Origin of the sequence: Brevibacillus parabrevis (assembly GCF_003710905.1) — a bacterium.
GTDB classification, from domain to species: Bacteria; Bacillota; Bacilli; order Brevibacillales; family Brevibacillaceae; genus Brevibacillus; species Brevibacillus parabrevis.
Genome location: NZ_RHHV01000021.1, coordinates 208,669 through 235,582 on the forward strand (window position 1 = coordinate 208,669; position 26,914 = coordinate 235,582).

Sequence of the window (26,914 nt, forward strand, 5' to 3'; positions counted from 1 at the left end):
CTTATGGCAAAAAAAGAAGAGATGTACTCCTATATATTGCAGCAGGTCGGCTCCGGGCAATTGGACAAAAACATTGCCGCACACCTGATTCATTATTTGCGACAGGATCAGCAAAAGGAGACGGATAACGACATTGCCATTGTGGGGATCGCCGCCCGGCTAGGCCAGGCCGACACGGATGCCCGGCTGGAGCAGCTTCTGCACCTGGGCATCGACTCCATCCAGGATATCCCGGCAAACAGGCAGGAAAATGCTGCCCTTTTCCTGCCCATGCTTCCCATCGACCAAGCCAAAGCGCAGTTTGACCGAGTTGGATATTTGCCCGAGATCGATCAGTTTGATCCGGGCTTTTTCCAAATATCCCCACGCGAAGCAAGTCTGATGGACCCGAATCAGCGGCTGTTTTTGCAATTGGCCTGGGAAGCGATCGAAGAGGCTGGCTATGGGGGCGCGAAGCTGGCAGGCAGCAAGACAGGGGTGTTTATTGGCTACAGCACGGATTTTGGCGAAGTGTACAAAAAAGGTATCCAGTTGCTGGCACCGGAAGCGATGGGGATCGCGATCCCCGGCAACATCCAATCGATTATCGCCAGCCGCATTTCGTATCTGCTCGATTTGAAGGGGCCAGCCGTCGCCATCGATACGGCTTGCTCCTCCACTTTGGTCGCGATTCATTTTGCCTGCCGCCAGCTCATCGAAGGTTCTTGCGATCTGGCATTGGCAGGCGGAATCAAGCTGCACCTTTTCCCGCTGAAAAGTCATGAGCACGTCAAAATCGGGATTGAGTCCTCAGACGAAAGAACGAAAACGTTCGATGCCAGCTCCGATGGCACCGGAAAAGGCGAGGGCATGGGAGCCGTTCTGTTGAAGCCGCTGAAAAAGGCGCTGGAGGATCGCGACCATATCCATGCGGTGATTAAAGGCAGCGCGATCAACCAGGACGGCAATTCGATCGGCATCACCGCGCCAAACTCGAAAGCGCAGGAAGAAGTCATTTGCGAGGCATGGGAGATAGCTGGCATCGATCCCGAGACGATCAGCTATATCGAAGCGCACGGAACGGGCACAAAGCTAGGCGATCCGATTGAAATAGAAGGAATCTCCCGCGCATTTTCGCGCTATACGAAGAAAAAGCAATTTTGCGCCATCGGTTCGCTCAAAACCAACATCGGCCATCTCGATCATGCCGCCGGAATTGCTGGCTTGGTAAAAGTAATCCACGCCATGAAAAGCAAAAAGCTGTTTCCTTCGCTGCATTTTCAAAAGCCGAATCCAAATATTGATTTCAGCTCGTCCGCGGTTTATGTGAACGATCAGCTGCGCGAATGGAGCACAGCCGGAGCGCTGCGCACGGCAGGGATCAGCTCGTTCGGGTTGAGCGGCACGAATTGCCATATGGTTTTGCAAGAAGCTCCGCCCGCTTTTGCCGAGCGACAGCAAGCAGCTTCGCTTCATTTGCTTCCGCTGTCCGCCAAGGAAGAACAGGTGCTGTTGACACTTGTCGCGGAATATGCCGCTTATGTATCCCGCAATCGGCAAGTTGATCTGGACGATTTGTGCTACACGGCGAGCACAGGGCGCGGTCACTACAGTCATCGGCTGGCGATCGTTTTTACCGACTGCGACGATCTGCTCAGCAAACTGGAACAGCTCAAGAAACACGGTCTTGCCTCGGGAGAAAACGTGCGCTACCAGGTTCACGAAGGGGAAGCGGGCGCCGACACAACCATGGGGCGGGCTGGGGCTGGCGTCTGGCGAAGAGTGACAGAGGAAGAAAAGCAAGTACGGACGCTGCAGGCTGAGCAAAAACTGCAAGACATGAAAAGCGCTTTGCCAAACAGAGAGTTGCCTGCCTATGTGTCCTTGGGAGAGCTGTACGTCGCAGGCGCCGAAATCGACTGGGAGCAACTGTACGCGGGGATCGCTTGCAATCGCATCAGCCTGCCTGTCTATCCTTTTCAAAAAGTTCGCTGCTGGCTCAACCAGGAGGACTTCGCGGCCTACAAACAGTCGCCCGCACGTCCACAAGAGCTGCGGCATCCGCTGCTCACGAGCTTGCCTGCAAGGGAAAGTGTTTCCGGCGAGGTGACGTATACCGTCGGCTTGTCGGTCAAAGACGATTGGGTTTTGAACGAGCATCGCGTGGGCAGCGAGTATGTTTTGCCTGGCACGGCCTACATCGAGCTGCTGCTGGAAGTGGGCAGGCAGCAAGGCGGGCTTGCCGTCATCAAGGACCTCGCCTTTTTGCAACCTTTTTCGCTTCAGGACGGGGAGAACTGCGAACTGCACATCGCGGTGAAAAAAGCGGGCGAAGAAAAGCATTTTTCCATCGCCAGCAAAGATCAGTTGGACGGCTCGTGGCGCAAGCATGCAGAAGGAAAGCTGTGCCACCCGACGCAAGAGCAAAAACGTGTAGACCTGCCGGCTCTCATGCAGAAGCTCCCGGTGGCTGCCCGCGCAGCCGATCTGCAAGCAAGCGGAGCCTACATCGCGACAGGCGCTCGCTGGGACAACTTGCAGGAATTGCGATTGGCAGGTGAAGAATGTCTGGTTGCCATCCAGCTTGCCGAGCCGTATCGCGCAGAAACCGCTCGCTACCACTATCACCCGGCGATGCTGGACAACGCGGCAAATATCGCGATTCGCAGCATCGATGAGCAACTGTATTTGCCGTTTTACTATCAGGAAATTCGCGTCCACGCCCCGATCCCTTCCGCCATTTACAGCTATGTGCGCCAGCGGGAGCAAGGGGACGACAACCAGACGGCGACCTTTGACATCGATATCGTCAATCCTGCTGGCGAGGTGCTTGTGGAAATCGAAGGATACACGATCAAGCAAGTGCGGACACAGTTGACGGCGGCGAGCTATTACGAAAAAGGCTGGATCGTGCAAGAAGCGCAAACGGTATCTCCTTTGCCAGCAAAAGCGGACGAAACGGTCGTCGTGTTCACAGGGGAAGGCGAGCTGGCGGAGCGGCTTCGGCAGCAGCTTGGCGCTGTCTACGGAGACGTGATCGAGGTCGCCTTTGGAAAAGAAACAGAGCAGGTCAAAGATCGCGAGGACTACCATCACTTGTGGCCGCAATGGCAACAGCAGGCGAAAAAGGTCAGGAAGATCATTCATCTGCTGAGCATGACGGACGCCAGCACCACAGCGGCAAAAGGACTCGATGACGCCGAGCAAAGAGGCTTTTACAGTCTGTATTACTTGCTCGACAGTCTGTTTGCCCAGCCGAGTAGCGGCGAGGAATGGGAAATCATCCTCGTCGCCGACTACGCCAACCGCGTGACAGGCGACGAGATCACCCTGCGGCCGGAGCACGGCTGCTTGCTTGGCCTTGGCAAAGTGGCACGAGAAGAGTTCCCGCACGTTCGCATCCGGTTCATCGATGTCGACGCCCATACCGATCCGCATAAGGTCGTGGAGGAATTTGCGGTCGCAGCTGCCCCGTACCAGGTAGCGTACCGCCACAACAAGCGATATGTGGAACGTTTGCAGGAAACCACACTCGCACCAGCAGAAGACAGGGACGCAATCAAAGCAGACGGCGTCTACCTAATTACAGGCGGAATCGGAGGACTGGGCCTGGAAATCGGCAAAGAGATCAGCCGCTTGCATCCGGTAAACCTCCACCTCATCAGTCGCCAAGGCTTGCCTGCGCGCGAGACGTGGACGGAGATCGAAGCGGCAGGAACAGATCAGCAGCGAATCCAGCAGATCGCTTCTATTCGCGAGATGGAAAAACAGGGTGCGAGCGTGCAGATTCACGCGGCAGACATTAGCGTAGAAAGCCAGCTTCGGCAAGTGCTTGAGAACATTCGCAAAGAAGCTGGCGCGATCCATGGCGTGATTCATTGTGCGGGCGTAGCAGGAGATGGGTTGCTTGTGCGCAAGCCGGAAAGCCGCATCCGGGAAGTGCTGGCTGCCAAGGTGCAAGGCACTCGGCTGCTCGATCAGCTCACCGCAGCGGACAATCTCGATTTCTTTGTGATGTTTTCCAGCATGAACACGGTGACTGGCGGTGCAGGCCAGAGCGATTACGTCGCGGCCAACAGCTACCTCGACCTGTACGCCTCGTACATGCGCCAAGCAGGCAAAAAGGCGCTGACGATCAACTGGCCGCTCTGGCGAGATGTAGGAATGGGGCAGGCGTATGATGTGGACAATCGCCACAGTCCTTTCGAGAGCCTTGCGCCCAGACAAGGGGCGGCGATCTTTGCAGAGCTTTTGCACGCCGACCAAAGCCAGATCATCGTCGGTCAATGGAAGCGCCGACTCACGAAAGAGACGATCGGACACAGCCTGGCGCACGATTACGTCCTGAGCGATTCGCTGGCAAGCTTTTTCCGCGGACAGCTCGAAGCTCCACGCGAAGAAAAAGCGGATCGTCCTGGCGAGCAGCAGCCGCTGCGCATTTTGGATCAGGACGAAACGAGCTTGTCTGCGACAGAAAGAGAAGTCGCGAAAATTTGGGCGCAAGTTCTCGGCGTCAAAGAAATCAGCGTTTCCGCCAAGTTCAACAGCATGGGAGGCAATTCTATCCTGGCTGTCTATTTGTTCCGGCTTCTCGAAGAAACGTACGGGCCAATTCTCAATATTTCCGATGTGTTCACTTATTCCACGATCTCGGAGATGGCTGATTACATAGATAGCAAGCAGCAGCCTAGTGCAGGTGCCGCAGATGCCGCCAGCGAAACGACGACGCTGGATTTGCTGCAGCGGCTGGCCAGCCGGGAAATCTCCGTACACGAAGCGCTTGGCGCCTACAAAAACAAAGGGGGAGGTGTGTAATGACGGCAGTAGAACAACTCATTTTCGAACTGGTCGCTTCGCAAAAAATACATCCGACCGATGCTGCCGCGTTGCTTGCGCAGTGTCAAAAGCTGACCGAGCCGATAGCGGACAAAGAAATCGCGATTATCGGCATGGCAGGCAAATTTCCAAAAGGAGAAAACCTCGCCCGCTTTTGGGAGCAACTGAAGCATCAGCAAAATTGCATCGACGAGTTTCCCGATTCACGCGTTCGCGATTGCATCGACGAGCGTTTATGGGGCAAAAACGACAAAAATCAATGGTTTTTTAAAGGCGGGTATTTGGAGCGAATCGATCAGTTTGACCCCGGCTTTTTCCAAATCTCGCCTGTCGAAGCGAAATTCATGGACCCGATGCAACGATTGATGCTGGAAACGTCCTATCAAGCGATCGAAGACGCCGGATACTACTACAAAGAGCTGAGCGGAACGAATACAGGCGTCTACATCGGCACGGATCATACGTGGGGGCAATGGTACCGGGACAATGCGGCGGAAAAAGACCCGCTGCTGTTGTCCGGCACCTGGTCAGCGATCTTGTCGAGCCGGATTTCGTATTGGCTGAATGCAAAAGGGCCAAGCCTGGTCATCGACACCTCGTGCTCATCGGGACTGGTCGCCGTTCATGAAGCGTGCCGGGCGATTCAGTCCGGCGTTTGCGACATGGCGATTGCCGGAGGGATTCACCTCAATTACAGCCCGATCAAAAATCCGATGCTCGGTCTTGTCGAGTCGGAAGATTATCTCATCCGCACCTTCGACAAGCGGGCAAACGGAACGGTTTGGGGAGAAGGAGTCGGCGTCGTCATCCTCAAGCCGTTGCAGCACGCGCTGCGGGATCGGGACCACATTTACGGTGTGATAAAAGGAAGCGCCGTAAATAACGACGGAACATCGGACGGAATCACGGCACCAAACTCGCGCGCGCAGGAAGAAGTCATTTGCCAAGCGTGGCAGGAAGCCGGAGTTGCCGCCGAAGCGATCTCGTACATCGAAGCTCATGGCACCGGAACCAAATTGGGAGACTCCATCGAGGTTGACGGACTGGTCAAAGCGTTTTCCCGCCATACGAAGAAAAAACAGTTTTGCGCGATCGGGACCGTCAAGACGAATATCGGACATACGGTTGGGGCATCGGGGCTGGCATCGTTGCTCAAAGTGATGCTGGCGATCCGCCAGGGCCAGCTTCCGGCGAGCATCAACTTTTTGGAAGCGAATCCGTTCATTGATTTCTTTGCTTCCCCTGTCTATGTCAATGATCGTCTCCAGGAGTGGACGACTGCGGGCGAACCGCGAATCGCCGGGATCAGCTCGTTTGGCTTTAGCGGCACCAATTGCCACATGGTCGTAGGAGAAGTACCCGCCAGGCAGCAAAAGCCGGAGAGTGTCGATCCTTCGCTCTATTTGCTTCCGCTGTCTGCCAAAGACGAAGCGGTGCTGTTCAAGCTCGTCGAGGAATATGTCGCGCATTTATCGCAAAACCGGGAGCTTGATCTGGAAGATTTGTGCTATACGGCGAGCACGGGACGCGGCCATTACAGCCATCGCTTGGCGATCATTTTCACCAGTTACGACGATTTGCTCGCCAAGCTGGGGCACCTGAAACGACACGGTCTTGCTTCCGCTGAGCAGGTGTTGTACCAGGTACACGAGATCGTCGTCAGCGGAGGAGCGACAGAGCAACAGCACGGCGCGAAGAAAAAATGGACCGAGCGGGAGAAGCAGGAGCTGTCCCGGCAAGGAGAGGACTTGCTGACAGCCAAGACTGCGCAAGGAAAAGACGCTTCCTTTTACTTAGCTTTGGGCGAACTGTACGTCTTGGGAGCAGCGATCGACTGGAAACGGATGTACGACCCAGCCAGCTGCAGCCGTCTCAGTCTGCCCGTCTATCCGTTTCAGAAAACGCGTTGCTGGGTGGAAAGCAGCAGCCAAGGCTATCGGCAAGCCGTGCCGCAAACGACAGGGCACCCGCTGCTTCGCGGGACAACGTGCGACAGCCTTGAACAGACCGTGTACACGACCTCTTTTTCTGTGGCGACAGACTGGGTCGTGAGCGAGCATCGAGTGGGCAGCGAGTACGTATTGCCTGGCACAGCCTACATCGAGCTGCTGCTGGAGGTCGGCAGGCAGCAGGGCGGGCTTACCGTCATCAAGGAGCTTGCCTTTTTGCAGCCCTTTTCGCTTCAGGAAGGGCAGAGCCACGAGCTGCAAATCACGCTGAAAAAAGCGGACGGTGAACATCACTTCTACATCGCCAGCAAAGATCAGACAGATGGCTCGTGGCGCAAGCACGCGGAAGGGAAGCTGTGCCGCCCTATGCAGGAGCAAAAGCGCGTAGATTTGGCGGCTCTCCAAAAGGCGTTCCCTGCGGCTCGCGACACGCCGGACTTGCAGACAGATGGGGGCTTTATCACGACAGGAGCGCACTGGAACAACATCAAGGAGCTGCGGGTTGGCGAGAAGGAGTGCCTGGTTGCCATCGAGCTTTCCGAGTCGCAACGCGCAGAAGCAGCGCACTACCACTATCATCCGGCGATGCTGGACAACGCGGCGAACATTGCGATACGCAGCATTGATGAGCAGCTGTATTTGCCGTTTTACTATCAGGAAATTCGCGTCTATGGCCCGATCCCTTCCGCCATTTACAGCTATGTGCGTCAGCGGGAGCTGGGGGAAGGAAATCAGACGGCGACTTTTGACATCGACATCGTCAATCCCGCTGGCGAGGTGCTTGTGGAAATCGAAGGATACACGATCAAGCAAGTGCGCACGCAGTTGACGGCGGCGAGCTATTACGAAAAAGACTGGATCGTCCAAGAGGTGCAAACAGCATCCCCTGCGCCAGAAAAAGCGGACGAAACGGTCGTCGTGTTCACAGGGGAAGGCGAGCTGGCGGAGCGGCTTCGGCAGCAGCTTGGCGCTGTCTACGGAGAAGTAATTGAAGTCGGCTTCGGAAAAGAAGCGGGGCAGGTCAAGGAGCGCGAGGACTACCATCACTTGTGGCCGCAATGGCAACAGCAGGCGAAAAAGGTCAGGAAGATCATTCATCTGCTGAGCATGACGGACGCCAGAGCCACAGAGGCAAAAGGATTCGATGACGCCGAGCAAAGAGGCTTTTACAGTCTGTATTACTTGCTCGATAGCCTGTCTGCTCAGCCGAGTAACGGCGAGGAATGGGAAATCATCCTCGTCGGCGACTACGCCAACCGCGTGACAGGCGATGAGATCACTCTGCGGCCGGAGCATGGCTGCTTGCTCGGTCTTGGCAAAGTGGCACGAGAAGAGTTTCCGCACGTTCGCATCCGGTTCATCGATGTCGACGCCCATACCGATCCGCATAAGGTCGTGGAGGAATTTGCGGTCGCAGCTGCCCCGTATCAGGTAGCGTATCGCCACAACCAGCGGTATGTGGAGCGTTTGCAGGAAACGACACTGGCAGCAGCAGAAGACAGGGACGCAATCAAAGCAAACGGCGTCTACCTAATTACGGGCGGAACCGGAGGACTGGGCCTGGAAATCGGCAAGCAGCTCAGCCGCTTGCATCCGGTAAACCTCCACCTCATCAGCCGCCAAGGATTGCCTGCGCGCGAAACGTGGACGGAGATCGAAGCGGCAGGAGCAGATCAGCAGCGAATCCAGCAGATCGCCTCTATCCGCGAGATGGAAAAACAGGGTGCGAGCGTGCAGATTCACGCGGCAGACATTAGCGAAGAGAGTCAGCTCAGGCAACTGCTGGAAACGATCCGCACCGAGTCTGGCACAATCCATGGCGTGATTCATTGTGCGGGCGTAGCCGGAGAAGGGCTGCTAGTGCGCAAACCGGAAAGCCGCATCCGGGAAGTGCTGGCTGCCAAGGTAAAAGGCACCCGGCTGCTCGATCAGCTCACCGAAGCGGACAATCTCGATTTCTTTGTGATGTTTTCCAGCATGCACACCGTAACAGGCGGCATCGGGCAGAGCGATTACGTTGCGGCCAACAGTTACCTCGACCTGTACGCCGCGTACATGCGCCAAGCAGGCAGAAAGGCGCTGACGATCAACTGGCCGCTCTGGCGAGAAGTGGGGATGGGGCAAGCCTACCAAGCCGACAACCGCCAGAGCCTGTTCGAGAGCCTTACGCCCAGACAAGGGGCGGCGATCTTCACAGAGCTTTTGCACGCAGAGCAATGCCAGATCATCGTCGGCCAGTTGAAGCGCCGACTTGCGAAGGAGACGATCGGGCACAGTCTGGTGCACGATTACGTGCTGGGAGAAACCATCGAGAGGGCCGTCACGCAGGCGATTGGTAGCGGCAGCTATCCGGCAGACTCGTCAGCCACAGAAACTACGATCATTAAAGAAGCAGACCATCAGGAGATTACGGCGTGGGACCAGGAGATCGCGCACATCTTGGCGAGAGTGCTGGGACTTGAAGAGATCAGCATTTTTGCCAACTTCGAGGACTTGGGCGGCAATTCGCTGCTCGCGGTCAGACTGCAAAAGGAGCTGGACGCAGCCTATCCCGGCGTCTTCATGATTTCGAATATTTTTTCGTATCCGACCGTTCACGATATGGCGGCTTATTTGGAGCGAAAGCGCGCCACCCCGGCAAAACGCAGCATGACGATCGAGCAAATCATGAATGATTTGGAGCAAGGCACAATAACGGCGGACGAAGCCGATCTGCTGATCAGAGAGATCAGCGAGCAAGTCTAGCATGATCGCGGAGGTGAGAAGCATTGGAAGCGTTTTCGCTACCCGTTGAGCCATTCAACGGCACATGGGTGAATTGTGTTAACAACAATTTGATTTCGATATTGATGAACCACGACAAAAACTTCGCGTACGCCCCGTGCCTGGCGCAAGCACAGTATCAGCTACATTCCGTCGCAGACGACGGCAGTCAGGAAGCGGCAGAGCACAGCAGCCAGGCGCATGAAGAAGGAAGCCTGCTGCTGGACGTTGTCCGCGCGCTGGATTTTTCTTCTGTGCTGGATTTCCAAACCCACTCCTTGGAACCAGCAGACAGTGTGCACTTGGCCATCAAGCAGTTTTTGCACAGCGGATATTACGTGTTTGTCGATTTGGACCGCTTTCATTACCCTTCTGGCGTGGACGCGGAAAAGCACCGGCAAATTCACCCTGCTTTTCTGTACGGCTACGACGAACAGACGAAATCTTATCTGTTGATCGAGGATTGCATGCAGCCGAGCAAAATGGAACCATACGCGCTTCCTTACGATTGCTTCGACCGGGCCTTTGCAGCCGCGCAGACGTCTTCCCTGATTGTCACGCGCGTAAAGGAGCAAGAAGAGGTGGCGTTTTTTTCCAGGTGCACAAAAGAGCTGATTAGCGCGAATCTCCAGACGCTTCTGCGGGAAGAGTGCAAACCATACAAAACCGATCATGCAGGAAATCCGCTCATTTCCACAACGTACGGACTATCTGCGATCAAGCAATTCGCAGACAGCCTGGAGACGAGATTGTTCGGGATTTCCCTTTCGCAGTTTCAGCGCAAGGCAGTGGCGCTCAAAAACCCGTATTTCTTTCGCAAGTCTACCGTTCATTTGCCTTTGATCTTGCATAAGCAGAACTGGGTGAGCGAGCAAGAATTTCAGCAGCTGAGCAGCGAGTATCAAACGCTGTGCCACGAGTGGGAGTTATTCGGAAACTCGCTGATCAAATGTTATTACAAGAGCTGCTACAGCAAGGCTTCCACCCCGGCGCACCAGCGCGAAATCGAGTCGTTGCGAGAGCTGCTCGGCGGCATGTACGAAAAAGAAAAGCGCGTAGCGTCGCTCACGCTTGAGCTTTTGACATGCTCGACAGCATCGGGACAAACAGGAAATTTTTGATAAAAAGCGGATAAAAAGGAAGGAAAAACCTTTCGCATAAACGAATGAGTCAGAACCAACAGATGACAGATGAAGAGGATGAATGCTTTGGCCGAACAACGTCACATGTCCATAGGGATTGTCGGAGCCGGGTGGATCGCTGAACACGCGCATCTCCCGTGCTTTTTGTCGCTTGATAACGTGTCCGTGCGAGCGATATACGATACAGACGAGGCACGGGCTGCGCGCCTGGCCGAACAGGCGGGAGCGGCGGCGTGCTCACGTCTAAGCGAGATCGGACAGGTCCCTTTGGATGCCGTCATTTTATGTACACCCAATCACACTCACTACGAAATCGCCAAGCACTTCCTGGAAAAAGGCATCCACGTGCTGTGTGAAAAGCCGATGACGACCACAGCGAAAGAAGCGGAGTCATTGCGCCGTCTGGCAGAAGAAACCGGAACTGTTTTGATGATGGGCTTTGTCAACCGTTACCGTGACGATATCCGGGAGCTTCGTTCACGAATCGCAGCCGGGCAAATTGGCGAGGTGCAAATCTGCGAAGTCAGCTGGCGCCGCAAAAGAGGGATTCCCCGACCGGGAAGCTGGTTTACGCAAAAGCAGCTTTCGGGAGGGGGCGTCCTCATCGATTTGGGTAGCCATATGCTCGACCAGATGCTTTTTTTGACGGGTGCCGAGGAGCCTGTTGCTTGCCTGGGCAGCTTCCATTCCCGTCCGGTTTTCACTCAGGAAGGGTACAGCAATTGGCTGGGCAGCTCTGAATCGGAAAAGGTTGAAGTGGAGGATACGGCAGTAGGCATGATTCAGTTTGCCAACGGTATGCTCGGCAAGGTGCAAGTAAGCTGGCAGGACGATGTAGCAGGAGATTTTGTGCAAATCCATCTGAAGGGCGAACGGGGAAGTTTGACGCTGAATACCTTGTTCGGCTTCAGCGATCAAGGATTGTACAAACAGCCGCATTTGCTGCTGACGTTTGCTGGTCAAGAGGTCCAGTATTTTCCCTTGCCTGCAAAGCCAGATCCGCTTGTTGCTTTTCAACGCCAGGCGGAGCAGTTTGTGGCGGGTATCCGCGAAAAAAGCCAGCCCGTTCCCTCTGCACAAGATGGCGAAAAAGTGGTTCGACTGATCGAGCTTCTCTATCAATCGGTGCGCAAAGGACTTGTTGTCACATGAGAGCTGGACTCGTCGCTGTTGATCTTGGCGGTTCCACGGCGAGAATGGCGCTCTTCGCTCTCGATGGCGCCACGATGCTGGAAACTGCCCGGCTGGAATTGGGGCAGGAAATCGAACCGCTGCAAGCCATTTCGCAAGTCATCAGCGTCATCGAAGGCTGGGAACAGAGGGCGCAGATGGAAATACGCAGCATTGTAATCGGGCTGGCTGCTGTGCATGATGCCGCAGGAACCATTGTCACTTGGCCAAATCGTCCGGAATGGAACGGCTTTGCCTTCCGCGATACTTTCGCCGCCTTGGCAGGCAAGCCTGTCGTGCTGTTTGACGATGCCAATCTCGCGGCGCTCGGCGAGTATGCTTTTGGCCTTGAGCACTCGGTCCAACATCTGCTGTATACAGTAGTCGGGACCGGAATTGGCAGCTCGCTTGTATGGCAGGGCAATGTGTATACAGGGGCAAGGGGAGCAAGCGGAGAACTGGGCCATATTACGGTCGATCCTTGGGGAGAAAAATGTCCCTGCGGAGGGTTCGGCTGCTTGCAAATGTACGCGTCTGGCCGGGCGGTGGAACGCATCGCGCAAGCCAAAGGGCTGTCGGTTGCAAAAGCGAGTGACGTATTTCATTTGGCCGCTGCGGGAAACGCAACAGCACAGGCAATCGTCGACGATTCCTTGCGAATGCTGGCGATCGGGATTGCCAACGCTGTGCGCCTGTTCGACCCGGATATGGTTGTCGTCGGCGGCGGCATGGCAAGCAGATTTCCGGAACATTATCGCTCCCTGGAAAAACGCGTTCAACAGTTCCTCGGCACCCTGCCGCAGCAGAATGTCCGCGTAAAACTTTCCGCCCTGGGAGACGATGCGGCACTTTGGGGCGGGATCGCTTACGGTTTGCAAATGTTTGAAAAAAATAAAGAAATGGAAGGTGTTCGCAAATGAGTAACCTGACAGAAAGATTCCCAAGCTGGCCAATGGCAGATGAAAACCAGGAAAAAGAATTGTTGGAAGCGTTGCGCAGCAATCAATGGTGGCGCATGTCCGGCACAAAAGTAAAAGAATTTGAACGAGTATTTGCCCAGATGCACCACGCCAAGCATACGCTGGCCGTTACAAACGGAACACACGCGATCAAGCTGGCTTTGCATAGCCTGGGAGTCAAGCCGGGTGATGAAGTAATCGTTCCGGCTTTTACCTTTATCTCGACGGCGTTGCCAGTCATCAGCTTGGGCGCGATCCCTGTCCCTGTAGACGTCGATCCTGGCACCTTTTGCCTCGATCCGGTAAAAGTGCGGGAAGCGGTTACGCCGCGCACAGTCGGGATGATTCCTGTGCATATGGCGGGACACCTGTGCGATATGGACCAGCTCCAGCAGATTGCCGATGAGTTTCATCTGTTTATTATTGAAGACGCCTGCCACGCGCACGGCGGTGAATGGAAAGGAAAACGCGCAGGCAGCATGGGTGATGCCGGGGTGTTCAGCTTCCAGCAATTTAAACTGATGACGGCGGGAGAAGGCGGCGCGCTCATCACGAATGCTCAAGATTTGTATGACCAGGCTTTCCTGTACCACAATGTGGGCCGTCCAGTTGGCGACAAAAAGTATCAGCACCTTGTCGAAGGTTCCAACTATCGGATTTCCGAATTTCAGGCTGCTGTCCTGCTGCCGCAAACCGCGCGCCTCGCTGAGCAAAACAAGCGCCGCGAGTACAATGCGCAAGTTCTCGATGCGGAAATGAAAGAAATCGATGGCATCATTCCGCAAATCCGTCAAGAAGAGTGTACGATCCATACGCACTACATGTACATGTTCTACTACAATCCGGTCGAATTTGGCGGGATCACAAGAGAGCGGTTTGTGGAAATGCTGAACGAACAAGGCATTCCCGCTTACATTGCCTACACGCAGATTCACGATACGCCAATCTTCAAGCAGTTCGTCGCCGATCTGGGCGATAACTACGCTTTCCCGAACCAGTTGCACTGCCCTGTCTCGAAGAAAATTGCCGAAGAGGTCATCTGGATTCATCATCGGGCACTGTTGGGTGATGCGGAATCGGTCAAAGGGATCGCCCAAACGGTCAGGGAACTGCAAGCGAGCACAAAAGCAAAGCTCGTATAGCCCAGCCAGGGCCGAAAAATTTTCTCGATAGCTGATGTGGAAAAGGACGGGTACCGGAGCACAAGCGCCGGGACCCGTTCCTTTTTATCCAGAAGGGGGAAAGCAGACGATGAACGGAACCACCCAGACGAGGCTTGACGATGTCGAAGAAAGACTGAAAGCGATTTGGCTGGATGTCCTCCAGCGAAGCGACGTGGGCATTGACGACAATTTTTTCGAAGTCGGCGGCCACTCGCTAAAAGCGCTGGAGCTTGAGGTCAGAATCGGCGTGGAGTTTGATAGCGAAATCTCTTTGGAAAACATCTTCAACCATCTCACCATGAGGGAGCTGGCGGCATACATCCGCAGTTCGCAGGACGACGCGATTTCTTTCATAAAGCCTGTCCCGGACAGACCTTACTACCCTGTTTCCTGGACACAAAAAAAGATGTTCTTTGCCTATTTCGACGGGCTTGAAAATGCCGTTATCGACATTCGCAGAGTGGAGCATGAGATCGAGCCGTCTGAGCTGGAGCAAGCTTTTCAATACATAATGAAAAGACACAAATTGCTGCGCACCACAGTCGGCATTCAAGCTGACGCAGTCGTTCAGTTCGTTCACGACGAGTCGCAAGCGGATTCTTTTCGCCTGCTTTACTGGGAAGCCCCGGCGGAAAAAGCGTTGCAGGAGGAGTTCATTCGAAAATGCGTGGCCGAAATCAATCGGCCGTACACACTTGACCAGCTCCCACTCTTTCGGATTGGCCTGGTTCGCTTGCCGGGAGAAGGCAGTCTGTTGATTTTGCATTTTCACCACATTATTTTCGACGCCTCTTCGCTTCGACTGGTGTATCACGAATTGGAGTGCATCAGCAAGGGAGAGCTGCTGCCCAAGATGCAACTGCAATACGTCGATTATTGCGTATGGCAAAACGAATTGGAAAAGTCGGAAGCGTATCAGGAAAAGAAAGCTTTTTGGCTGGATATGTTTGCCGACGAGCTGCCCGTTTTGAATCTGCCGCTTGATCGTCCTCGTAGCAATGGCCTGATCTCGACGTATGGCAACAAAAACTTCTATTTGAGTGAACAGACGACAGAGGCCATTCAGACCGTCGCCAAACAGCATCAAGTCACACCAAGCATTTTGCTGACGGCCGTTTACGGCCTGCTTCTCTCCAAATATTGCGCGCAAACCGATATCACCCTGGGGATGCTGTCTTCACGCCGCTACAGTGGGCTTGAAAACAGCATCGGCGTGTTTTTGCGAACCGTTCCGATCCGGTTTCAGGCTGTTCCGGAACAAGCGCTTCCGGAATATTTGCAACAGGTCAAAAACAGCCTCATCCGTTCGCTGGAGCATCAGGAGTACGACGTCGATGAGCTGGAGGAAAGCATTTGCCGACACCATGGCGTGTCCAAGACAGACCACCCTTTGTATCGCGTCTCGCTGAATATTCACACGGAGATGGATTCTGTGACGGAATCGATCATCGGAGCGGAAGGCGATACATTACAGAGCGGGAACAGTCAAGATATTGCCTGCGGCATCTACTTTCTCGATTCAGGAGCTATCTGCCTGAACATGGAATACAACATGGAATTGTTCGATCCCGGCACGATTCAGCGAATGGGCGAACACTTCACCATTCTGCTGGAAGCGGTCCTCTCGCAGCCAGCGCGCAAGCTGGAAGAGTTCAGCTTGCTGACAGAAGCCGAGCGACACCATATTTTGCACCTTTTTAACAAGGAAACGGCTGATTTGCCTACAGAACAAACGTTGCAAGCGATCTTCGAGCAGCGAGTTGAGCTGTATGCGGACAAGCTTGCCGTTAGTTGCGCAGATCAATCGCTCACATATCGCGAGCTGAACCAAAAGGCCAATCAGCTGGCGAGAGCGCTCGTGGACAAAGGCGTTGGCCCTGGCGTAACGGCAGGCGTCATGCTGGAGCGGTCTGTCGACATGATGGTATCTCTGTTGGCGATTTTGAAGGCGGGCGGCGCGTATTTGCCGATCAGCCCGGACTATCCGCCAGATCGGGTGACGTTTTTGCTGGAGGACAGCCAGGCCAAGGTCGTCCTCGTTGATCGGGACGTGCAGGACAGCAGCCCGCATGTGAAGTCGCTGTACGTGGACGTAAAAGAGCCCGCCTTCTACGCCCAGGACGATTCCAATCTGACGCCGAGAAGCACTCCTGCTGATCTGGCCTATATTATGTACACCTCTGGCTCCACTGGCCAGCCAAAAGGCGTCATGATCGAGCATCGTTCCGTGGTCAACCGGATTGCCTGGATGCACAAACAATTTCCGATCACAGCAGATGACTGCGTTTTGCAAAAAACACCGTTTACCTTCGATGTTTCCGTCTGGGAGCTGTTCGGATGGTATTTCCACGGGGCGCGAGTCTGCTTCCTGGCGCCTGGCATGGAGAAAGATCCCGAAGTCATTCTCGCCACGCTCGCTCGCGAGCGCATCACGCTTATGCACTTCGTTCCCTCCATGCTGAGCAGCTTTCTTTCCTATATAGAGCCGCGCATCGAGCAGGAAACAGAACGGCTGTCCAGTCTTCGCTTCCTGTTTGCGAGTGGGGAAGCGCTGCTCCCGAGTACCGTCAACACCTTCAACCGGATGATCCATGCGCGAACCGGGGCGAGACTCATCAATTTGTACGGCCCGACCGAAACCACTGTCGAGGTGTCGTGGTTCGATTGCTCCGCTGACTACGGAGTGCGTCCTGCGCGGACGATTATTCCTGTGGGCAAGCCCATTGACAATATCCGCCTGTACGTTGTGGATCAAAAAGACGGCCTCCAGCCGATTGGCGTGGCAGGCGAGCTGATGATATCCGGGATCGGGGTAGGAAGAGGGTATTTGAATCAGCCCGAGATCACGGCGCAAAAATTTGTCGACGATCCGTGGAGTCCTGGCAACAGAATGTACCGAAGCGGAGACCTCGTCCGCTGGATGCCGGATGGCAACATCGAGTATCTGGGCCGTATTGATGAGCAGGTCAAAATCAGGGGCGTGCGCATTGAATTGGGCGAAATCGAGAATGCGCTGCTGGAGCTTCCCGAAATTGAGTCAGCCGCAGCCGCGATCAAAACGAGTGCGGCCGAAGAGAAGCTGCTCTGCCTTTATTACGTAGCCCGAGACGAGATCAAGCCGGATGAGGTGAAGAGCTATCTTGCCAAAAGATTGCCGCGCTTCATGGTGCCGGATGCGATTGTGGCGATAGAGGAAATCCCGTTAACGGCCAGCGGAAAAGTAAACAGAAAGCTGCTGCCGACGCCTGTTGTAGAGGTGGAGTTCACTGCGGATGAACTGCCTGAAAGCGAGCTGGAAAAGAAGCTGGCGGACATTTGCCAAAAAGTGCTGCATGTCGAGCAGCTTGGCGTTCGCACCAACTTGTTCTCCGTCGGGGCCAATTCGTTGAAAATCATTTTGATTGCTTCGCAAATTCGCCGGGAGTTAAACATGGATGTTCCCGTTAGCGCCGTTTACACCAAGCCGATGATCGCAGAAATCGCCGCATACCTGCAATCGGAGGCGTCGCCAGCATCAGCAGACGGCAATCACGACCTGGTGTTAATCAACAAAGGCTCTGCCGAAGCCCCGTCCTTGTTTTTGATTCACGATATAAGCGGCAGTATCGACGCTTATTTGGAACTGGTCAACTATCTTGGCGACAGATTTACGTGTTATGGCATTCCGGCAGAGGTAAACCATGACGCGCAAAGTCAGGAAATCAGCATCGAAGCGCTGGCGCAGAACTATCTGGAAAAAGTCAAAAAAGTCCAAGGCGAAGGTCCATACCATCTGGCAGGCTGGAGTCTGGGGGGATTGCTCGCTTTTGAAATCACGAGACAGCTGGAGGCCGACGGAGATGAGGTAGACATGCTCGTCCTGATCGATTCTTCTCCGCCGCTATTGCATCAGCACCTCCAGCAGCCTGACCCGGCGGTCGTGGCCTCAGTCAGACAGCAAATGGCACAAGTAGTGACAGCAGCAGAGTGGAGCGCCCAGCTGGAGCAGGAAACGACGTTGTACGGCTTGTACAAAAAGGTGGCGCAGTACATGGAGCAGCACAACTTGACGCATGAAACACTGGAAGCCGTGATGCCGAAAGAGATCATGCAGGCGATTCCGGGTTATGCCCACGGCCAGCAAGTTGATTTTTACCGTTATGTGCATCTGTTTATCGATTTGCAGCATGCCTATGTCCACTATCAACCGCCGCGAAAAGTGTTTGCCCAGGCTCATTTGGTCAAAGCGCAGAAATCGGCAATCGAGGAAAACAAGTGGAACGCCTTTTTCTATCGTCCCATCGCCTTGCATGAAATCGAGGGAGATCATTTCTCCATTTTCAAAGAGCCTGCTGTTGCGGAAATGGCTTCTTTTTTTGCAGCGATTGCCCCCGAGCGCGGGTGATGTGAATCCTCTTATTTTGATACAAAAGGAGCGCAACTCATGATGCAGAAGCTTGCTGGTGCTGCCAACAGGAACGACCAACGACCAGGAGACGGCGAACAGTCGATGTCTGATTGGCAAGGTACACATGCACTAAATTTGCCGTTGGATTTTGTACGGCCAGCCGTTAAAGGCACGCAGAAAGAAGTCGTCGCGCACAAGACTGGGCTGGAGTTGAAAAGCAAGCTGGAGCTTGCGGCAGAAAAGGAAACGGTATCTGCGGAAGTCTTTCTGCTTGCTGCTTTCATGCTCCTGCTCGCGAAATATACAGGCCAAGAGCATGTCGTCGTGGGCTGGTCGTCTGATTCGCTTCAACAGGCTGGAGGTAGCGAGACAGCCCGCACCGCCGTTGCGACTGGTCATGTGCATCAGGACAGGACATGGCGCGAATTTTTGCTGACAGTCGAGCAGACATGCATGCAGGCTCATGCCGCCAAGCGATTTTTTTACGAAGAACTGCTGGCAACCATGGAGTTGCCCCAAGATCCGAGCAGAAATCCGCTCTTTGATGTACGCATCAAAAAGCGGCATACAGATACAGCCGGGGAAAAGGACGACTTCGCGCTCGCATTCGACTTGGAACAGGACGGCATCTTTTTGCAAGTCGAGTATGATGTCCAGCTCTTTTTGCCCAGTACGATGGAGCGGATGCTGAGCCACTACGTCAATTTGTTGGCACAGCTTGCGCAGGATGCCGACCAGCGCCTGGCGGACGTGGACATGCTTTCTGCCGCCGAGCGCGAGCGGCTTGTCTACGGCTGGAACGAGACAACTACAGCCTATCCGGCAGAGCAGAGCATTGCGCACATGTTGAAGCAGCAGGTCGAGCAGCGCCCGGATGACATCGCTGTCGTGTTTGGCGAGCAAAGCCTGACGTACGCGCAGTTGCACGCCCAATCCAACCAGATTGCCCACGCCCTGCACCATAAAGGAATCGGCAAAGGGGATGTCGTGGTCGTCATGGCGGAACGTTCGCTGGAGCTGGTTACGGGCTTGTTTGGCGTGCTAAAAGCGGGTGCTGCCTATACGCCTGTCGACCCCGGCTATCCGGCGGAGCGGCTGCGCTACTTGCTGCGTCATTCCAAGGCGAAGCTGCTGCTCGTCCAGCGCTCCGTGCAAGATCGCATCACCGATTCAGAAGCCGAGGTCGTCGCGGTGGAAGACCTGCTGGCGGCTGAGTGTGCGTGGCCCAGCGAAGACTTGCCGCTTTCCTACGACCCGGAACAGCTGATGTACGTCCTCTACACGTCCGGATCCACCGGCAATCCGAAAGGCGCCATGATTCGCTCGCATTCGTTTGTCAACTTGCTGCATTGGTACACGCGCGAATTTGCGCTGGGTGAAAACGACCGGATGCTGCTCATCGCTTCTGCCAGCTTTGATCTGGCGCAAAAAAACCTGTACGCGCCGCTCATCACCGGAGGGCGGCTGGTGCTTTTCGAACCTGGTCTCTACGACTACGAGCAAATGTCAGCGACAATCGAGCGCGAAGGGATTACCGCGATCAACTGCACGCCTAGCGCTTTTTACCCGTTGGTAGAAGCCAATGCCGACGACGATTATCAAAAGTTGAAAAGCTTGCGCTGGGTATTTTTGGGCGGCGAACCGATCCATATGAATCAGCTCGCGCCGTGGCTGCGCAGCGCCCAATGCCAGGCGGAAATCGTCAACACATACGGCCCGACCGAATGCACGGATATTGCGTCCTACTACCGCTTACACAGCAAAGACTGGCAAGGAGAAACAAACCTGCCGATCGGCAAACCGATCGACAACGTCCGGCTGTATGTCGTGGACAAGGACATGCGCCTGGTGCCGGAAGGGCTGGAAGGTGAACTGTGCATCGGTGGTGTCGGGGTAGGTTTTGGCTACTATAACGCCCCGGAGTTGACGCAAGAACGGTTCGTGCAGAGCAGGGAGCTGCCTGAGCAGGTCGTGTACAAGACAGGCGACGTCGTGAAAAGGCTGCCGGATGGACAGATCGTCTTCATCGGCAGGGTCGACCATCAGGTGAAAGTTCGCGGCTTCCGCATTGAGATCGAGGAAATCGAGAAAAAGCTGCTCGACCATCCGCGAATCAAGGAAACGGTCGTTACCGCGCTACAGGACGCCGGGGGAGACACGACCTTGCGCGCTTATGTGGTGCCAGCCCAGACCTTGACCACAGAGCAAATTTACGATTATTTGCAGGCTGAACTGCCAAGCTACATGATTCCACAGTTTGTGATCGTGCTGGAGGCTTTGCCGCTGACGCCAAACGGCAAAGTCGACCGCAAAGCGCTGCCTGTACCTTCCGAGGAACTGGCACAAGCGGAAGAACAAGCTGCGGAAGCGGAGCTGCAAGACGAAACCGAGCAACAGCTGCTGAAGCTCTGGCAAGAGGTGCTGGGCATTCGCAAGGCAGGTCGCAAGGACAGCTTCTTTCGCTTGGGTGGTCACTCCTTAAAAGCAGTTGCCCTGCTCTCGCGCATCAAAAAAACATTTGGTGTGGCGATCCCGATCCACACCTTGTTTCGTCAGCCGACGATCCAACAGCTTGCAGAAGTCATCCGCCACTCTCCGAAAACGAGCGTCGCCTCGATTCTGCCAGCAGGAGGGCAGGAGTATTACCGGCTTTCCTCGGAGCAGGAACGGCTTTATGTGCTGGAACAGTTCGAACATGTCGGCACCGCTTACAACGTCCCGTGGGCGGCTCACGTGTCTGGACCGTTCGACGCAGCCCGCTGCCAGCAAGCTTTTGCCGCACTGAGCCTCCGGCACGAGACGCTGCGCACCTGCTTCGAACTGATCGGCGACACCGTGTTGCAAAAAGTGCTGCCAAAAGCAGACGGCTTTTTCACGTATGAGGAAGCGAGCGGAGCAGCGCCCGATCAACTCATCCGCCAATTCGTCCGCCCGTTTGACCTGCGTGTCGGTCCGCTGTTTCGGGTGAAAGTAATCCGACTTGGCGCAGAGGAACACCTGCTTTTGCTCGATATGCACCATATCATTGCCGACGGGATTTCCCTTCAGATTGTGTTGCAAGAGTTTGCCGCGCTATACAACGAAGGCAAGACGCTGGAACCGTTGCCGATGCAGTACAAAGACTATGCAAACTGGCAGTGCAAGCACCGCGAGACATTGCAGAGCCAGGAAAAGTATTGGCTCGATGTGCTGCAAGGGGAGCTTCCGGTGTTGAATCTGCCGCTGGACTATCCACGGCCGCCGCTGCAAAGCTTCGCGGGAGACAAGATAACTGCGCGCCTAGATACTTCTTTGGTCGGCAAACTGAGGCAGGTGGCGGAGGAAACAGACACGACCCTGTACATGGTGTTGCTGGCAGCCTATCATGTGCTGCTGCACAAATATACGGGCCAAACCGATATCATCGTCGGCTCTCCGATCGCAGGCAGACCGCAGGCTGAATTTGAACATCTGGTCGGCATGTTCGTCAACACGCTCGCCTTGCGAAACTTCCCGCATCCAGACAAGCCATTCCGCACCTTTCTGGCCGAAGTCAGGGAGAGTTGCCTGCAAGCGTACGAGCACCAGGAATGGCCGTTTGAAAAGCTGGTCGAGAAGCTCCAGCCTACGCGTGATTTAAGCCGAAATCCGCTGTTTGACACGATGTTCGTCCTGCAAAACATGGAAAACTCTCTTCCGAGTCTGCCAGGAGTAGAGCTGGTTGCCCTGCCGATCAACAGCCAGTCGTCCCAGTTTGATCTCATGCTGGAAGCCGTTGAACAAGCAGGCAGTTTGCAACTGAATCTGGAGTTTTGCACCAAGCTGTTTGCTCCGCGCACGATGGAAAAGCTGCTGAGCCACTACGTCAATCTGCTGGCACAGCTCGTCCAGGATGCCGACCAGCGCCTGATCGACATGGACATGCTTTCTGCCGACGAGCGCGAGCGGCTTGTCTACGGCTGGAACGAGACAACTACAGCCTATCCGGCAGAGCAGAGCATTGCGCACATGTTGAAGCGGCAGGTCGAGCAGCGCCCGGATGACATCGCTGTCGTGTTTGGCGAGCAAAGCCTGACGTACGCGCAGTTGCACGCCCACTCCAACCAGATTGCCCACGCCCTGCACCATAAAGGAATCGGCAAAGGGGATGTCGTGGTCGTCATGGCGGAGCGCTCCCTGGAACTGGTTACGGGCTTGTTTGGCGTGCTGAAAGCAGGTGCTGCCTACACGCCTGTGGACCCGGGCTATCCGGCGGAGCGGCTGCGCTACTTGCTGCGTCATTCCAAGGCGAAGCTGCTGCTCGTCCAGCGCTCCGTGCAAGATCGCATCACCGATTCAGAAGCCGAGGTCGTCGCGGTGGAAGACCTGCTGGCGGCTGAGTGTGCGTGGCCCAGTGAAGACTTGCCGCTTTCCTACGACCCGGAACAGCCGATGTACGTCCTCTACACGTCCGGCTCCACTGGCAATCCGAAAGGCGCCATGATTCGCTCGCATTCGTTTGTCAACTTGCTGCATTGGTACACGCGCGAATTTGCGCTGGGCGAAAACGACCGGATGCTGCTCATCGCTTCTGCCAGCTTTGATCTGGCGCAAAAAAACCTGTACGCGCCGCTCATCACCGGGGGGCGGCTGGTGCTTTTCGAACCTGGTCTCTACGACTACGAGCAAATGTCAGCGACAATCGAGCGCGAAGGGATTACCGCGATCAACTGCACGCCCAGCGCTTTTTACCCGTTGGTAGAAGCCAATGCGGACGACGATTATCAAAAGTTGAGAAGCTTGCGCTGGGTATTTTTGGGCGGCGAACCGATCCATATGAACCAGCTCGCGCCGTGGCTGCGCAGCGCCCATTGCCAGGCGGAAATCGTCAACACTTACGGCCCGACCGAATGCACAGATATTGCGTCCTACTACCGCCTACACAGCAAAGACTGGCAAGGAGAAACAAACCTGCCGATCGGCAAACCGATTGACAACGTCCGATTGTATGTCGTGGACAAGGACATGCGCCTGGTGCCGGAAGGGCTGGAGGGCGAGCTGTGCATCGGCGGTGTCGGGGTAGGTTTTGGCTACTACAACGCCCCGGAGTTGACGGCAGAACGGTTCGTGCAGGGCAAGGAGCTGCCTGAGCAGGTCGTGTACAAGACAGGCGACGTCGTGAAAAGGCTGCCAGATGGACAGATCGTCTTCATCGGCAGAGTCGACCATCAGGTGAAAGTTCGCGGCTTCCGCATTGAGATCGAGGAAATCGAGAAAAAGCTGCTCGACCATCCACAAGTTAAAGAAGCGGTCGTCACCGCGCTACAGGACGCCGGGGGAGACACGACCTTGCGCGCTTATGTCGTGCCAGCCCAGACCTTGACCACAGAGCAAATCTACGATTATTTGCAAACCGAACTGCCAGGCTACATGATTCCGCAGTTTGTGATCGTGCTGGAAGCCATGCCGCTGACGCCAAACGGCAAAGTCGACCGCAAAGCGCTGCCAGTGCCGTCCGCAGAACTGGAGCCAACAGAAACCGTCCAGCTGCAAGGGGAAATCGAGCAGCAACTGGTGAAGCTGTGGCAGGAGACGCTGGGCATCCGCAAGGTAGGTCACCAGGACAGCTTTTTCCGCTTGGGTGGGCATTCGCTAAAAGCGGTTGCGCTGCTCTCGCGGATGAAAAAGGCATTTGGCGTATCAATCCCGATTTCCACCCTGTTTCGAAAGCCGACAATCCAGCAGCTTGCGGAAGTCATTCGCCACTCGCCGAAAACGAGCGTGGACGCGATACCGACAGCAGGAGGGCAGCAGTACCATCGGCTTTCCTCGGAGCAGGAGCGACTTTATGTGTTGGAACAGTTCGAGCACGTCGGCACGGCTTACAACGTCCCGTGGGCGGCGCATGTGTCTGGACCGTTCGACGCAGCCCGTTGCCAGCAAGCTTTTGCCGCACTGAGCCTCCGGCACGAGTCGCTGCGCACCTGCTTCGAGCTGATCGGCGACACGGTGGTGCAAAAAGTGCTGCCAAAAGCAGACGGCTTTTTCACGTATGAAGAAGCGAGCGGAGAACAGCCCGACCAGCTTATCCGCCAATTCGTCCGTCCGTTTGACCTGAGTGTCGGTCCGCTATTTCGGGTGAAAGCAATCCGACTTGGCGCAGAGGAACACCTGCTTTTGCTCGACATGCATCATATCATTGCCGACGGGATTTCTCTCCAGATTGTCTTGCAAGAGTTTGCCGCGCTGTACGAAGGCAAGACGCTGGAACCGTTGCCGATGCAGTACAAAGACTATGCAAACTGGCAGTGCAAGCGCCGCGAGACATTGCAGAGCCAGGAAAAGTATTGGCTCGATCTGCTGCAAGGGGAGCTTCCGGTGTTGAACTTGCCGCTGGACCATCCGCGGCCGCCGCTGCAAAGCTTCGCGGGAGACAAGGTAACTGCGCGCCTAGATCCTTCTTTAACCCGCAAGTTGAGACAAGTGGCGGAGGAAACAGACACGACCTTGTATACGGTGCTGTTGTCGGTCTATTATGTACTGCTGCACAAATATACGGGCCAAACCGATATCATCGTCGGCTCTCCGATCGCAGGCAGACCGCAGGCAGAGTTTGAACATCTGGTCGGCATGTTCGTCAACACGCTCGCCTTGCGAAGCTTCCCGCATCCAGACAAGCCGTTCCGTGCCTTTCTGGCCGAAGTCAGGGAGAGTTGCCTGCAAGCGTACGAGCACCAGGAATGGCCGTTTGAAAAGCTGGTCGAAAAGCTGCAACCTACGCGCGATTTAAGCCGAAATCCGCTGTTTGACACAATGTTCGTCCTGCAAAACATGGAAAACTCTCTTCCAGCGATAGAAGCCATCAAGCTGGTCGCTCTGCCGATCCACAACCAGGCGTCCCAGTTTGACCTCATGCTGGAAGCGGTGGAACAAGAAAAAGGTCTTCAGTTGAATCTGGAGTTCTGCACCAGTCTGTTTGCCACAAGCACGATGGAGCGGCTGCTGGGCCACTACATTCATCTGCTGACAAAGCTTGCCCAAGATGCCGACCAGCGCCTTGCGGACATCGAGCTGCTCTCCAACGCAGAGAATGACGACCGGACCCAGCCGAACACGGCTTACCCGGTAGAACGAAGCTTGGCACTTACGCTGGAGCACGAGCAACAGCTCAAGCAGCGTGCGGAGAAACTGGCCGTCAAGTTCGACACAAGCTACGCGGGCATGAATACACTGCCTGCTTTGGAAGCAGTGGAAGAACGTCCTGATTACCCGGCCTCATCAGCGCAAAAGCGGTTGTTCATGATCGATAAACTGCTGGGAAGAGGAACCTCTTACAATGTTCCCGTCATACGCAGAGTGAACGGAAAATTGGACAGCAAGCGGCTTGAACAAGCCATGCGGGACTTTGTCCAGCGGCATGAGTCACTGCGGACGGCGTTTCAACTGGAAGTGGAGAGCGGGGCACTCCGGCAAAAAATAGATTCCGCTGTCTCGTTTGCGTTTCCGGTGTATGCGCTGACAGAAGCAGAAGCGGCAGAGATGATCCGCGATTTTGTCAGACCGTTTCGCCTTGACAAGGCACCGCTGTTTCGCGCGGCGCTGATCGAGCTGACGGACAGGGAAGAGAGCATTCTGATCATCGACATGCACCATATCATAACCGACGGCATGTCCGTAGCGATCATGCTTAAAGAATTGGCAGCCCTGTACGAGAAAAGGCAACTAGAGACGCTCCGTCTGCAATACAAAGACTACGCCGTTTGGGAAAACCAGCTGATGAAAACGCAAGAATGGCAAAAGCAGGAGCAATACTGGCTGGACGTATTCAAAGAACCTGTTCATCCGGTGCGCCTGCCATTCAGTCGCCCTGCGGCCTTGACAGCAGAAGTGAAATCCCGAACGCTTCATGTTTCCCTGGAAGAAAAACTGGCCACAGAGCTGCAAAATCTCGCTTACTCGACAGATACAACCTTGTTTATGGTCATGCTGGCTGCTTTTACCCTCCTGCTGTCCAAGCTGTCTGGGCAGGACGATATTGTAGTCGGCACTCCCATTTCGGGAAGACATCATGATGGACTGGAAAATATCGTAGGGATGTTTGTCAACACGTTGGCCATTCGCAACAGGCCACGAAGCAGCCAGTCTTTCCTCGCGTACGTGAGCGAGGTGAAAGAGCGTCTGCTGGAAGCATACGAAAATCAGGACTACGCCTTCGACCATCTTGTAGACAAACTGAACGTCCCACGCGAGATCAACAGCAACCCATTGTTCAATGTCATGTTCCAATTCGCGCAGCAAGATGAGGCAGAAAAAATCGACGGTCTCAAGCTGCTGCCTGTCGAGTATGACGGCGCTCCAAGCAAGTTCGATCTGCACGTTGTCGTCGTACAGGAAGATCAGCGCACCATGCATCTGGAAATGACGTACCGGGAGACTTATCTTCCAGACGACACAGTTCATGAGTTCCTCTCACATTTTTACGACCTGGTTCAGCAAATCGTCGAGAATGCGAATCGCGATCGAGAAGAAATCGCGACAACCAATCCATGACAACCGAAGCATACGGACAAAATCCCGCCTTTCACTTAGGCGGGATTTTTTTTTGCAT

General features: G+C 55.0%; 8 protein-coding genes. All 8 read left to right on the plus strand.

Annotated features, from left to right (window positions below; genetic code table 11):
* Positions 1 to 3 precede the first annotated feature (3 nt).
* Entirely contained in the window at positions 4 to 4,794 is a 4,791-nt protein-coding gene (locus EDM60_RS29290; protein WP_244226813.1) for a type I polyketide synthase, read from the plus strand.
* On the plus strand, positions 4,794 to 9,509 hold the full coding sequence (locus tag EDM60_RS25615) for a type I polyketide synthase (protein WP_122966482.1): 4,716 nt from the start codon (positions 4,794 to 4,796) through the stop codon (positions 9,507 to 9,509). The genes EDM60_RS29290 and EDM60_RS25615 overlap by 1 nt, the downstream gene beginning before the upstream one ends.
* Positions 9,510 to 9,532: 23 nt before the next feature.
* A complete protein-coding gene (locus EDM60_RS25620) occupies positions 9,533 to 10,648 on the plus strand; it encodes a hypothetical protein (RefSeq protein ID WP_122966483.1) in 1,116 nt (371 codons plus the stop codon).
* 87 nt (positions 10,649 to 10,735) lie between these two features.
* Entirely contained in the window at positions 10,736 to 11,821 is a 1,086-nt protein-coding gene (locus EDM60_RS25625) for a Gfo/Idh/MocA family protein (protein WP_167470387.1), read from the plus strand.
* Positions 11,818 to 12,759, plus strand: coding sequence for an ROK family protein (locus EDM60_RS25630; RefSeq protein ID WP_122966485.1), 942 nt, complete (start codon positions 11,818 to 11,820; stop codon positions 12,757 to 12,759). The genes EDM60_RS25625 and EDM60_RS25630 overlap by 4 nt, the downstream gene beginning before the upstream one ends.
* Complete coding sequence (locus tag EDM60_RS25635; protein WP_229049681.1) at positions 12,756 to 13,940, plus strand: DegT/DnrJ/EryC1/StrS family aminotransferase; 1,185 nt, start codon at positions 12,756 to 12,758, stop codon at positions 13,938 to 13,940. Before EDM60_RS25630 ends, EDM60_RS25635 begins: the two co-directional genes overlap by 4 nt.
* 109 nt (positions 13,941 to 14,049) lie before the next feature.
* Positions 14,050 to 18,345, plus strand: coding sequence for a non-ribosomal peptide synthetase (locus tag EDM60_RS25640; protein WP_122966486.1), 4,296 nt, complete (start codon positions 14,050 to 14,052; stop codon positions 18,343 to 18,345).
* A gap of 39 nt (positions 18,346 to 18,384) precedes the next feature.
* A complete protein-coding gene (locus EDM60_RS25645) occupies positions 18,385 to 26,856 on the plus strand; it encodes a non-ribosomal peptide synthetase (protein WP_122966487.1) in 8,472 nt (2,823 codons plus the stop codon).
* Positions 26,857 to 26,914 lie beyond the last annotated feature (58 nt).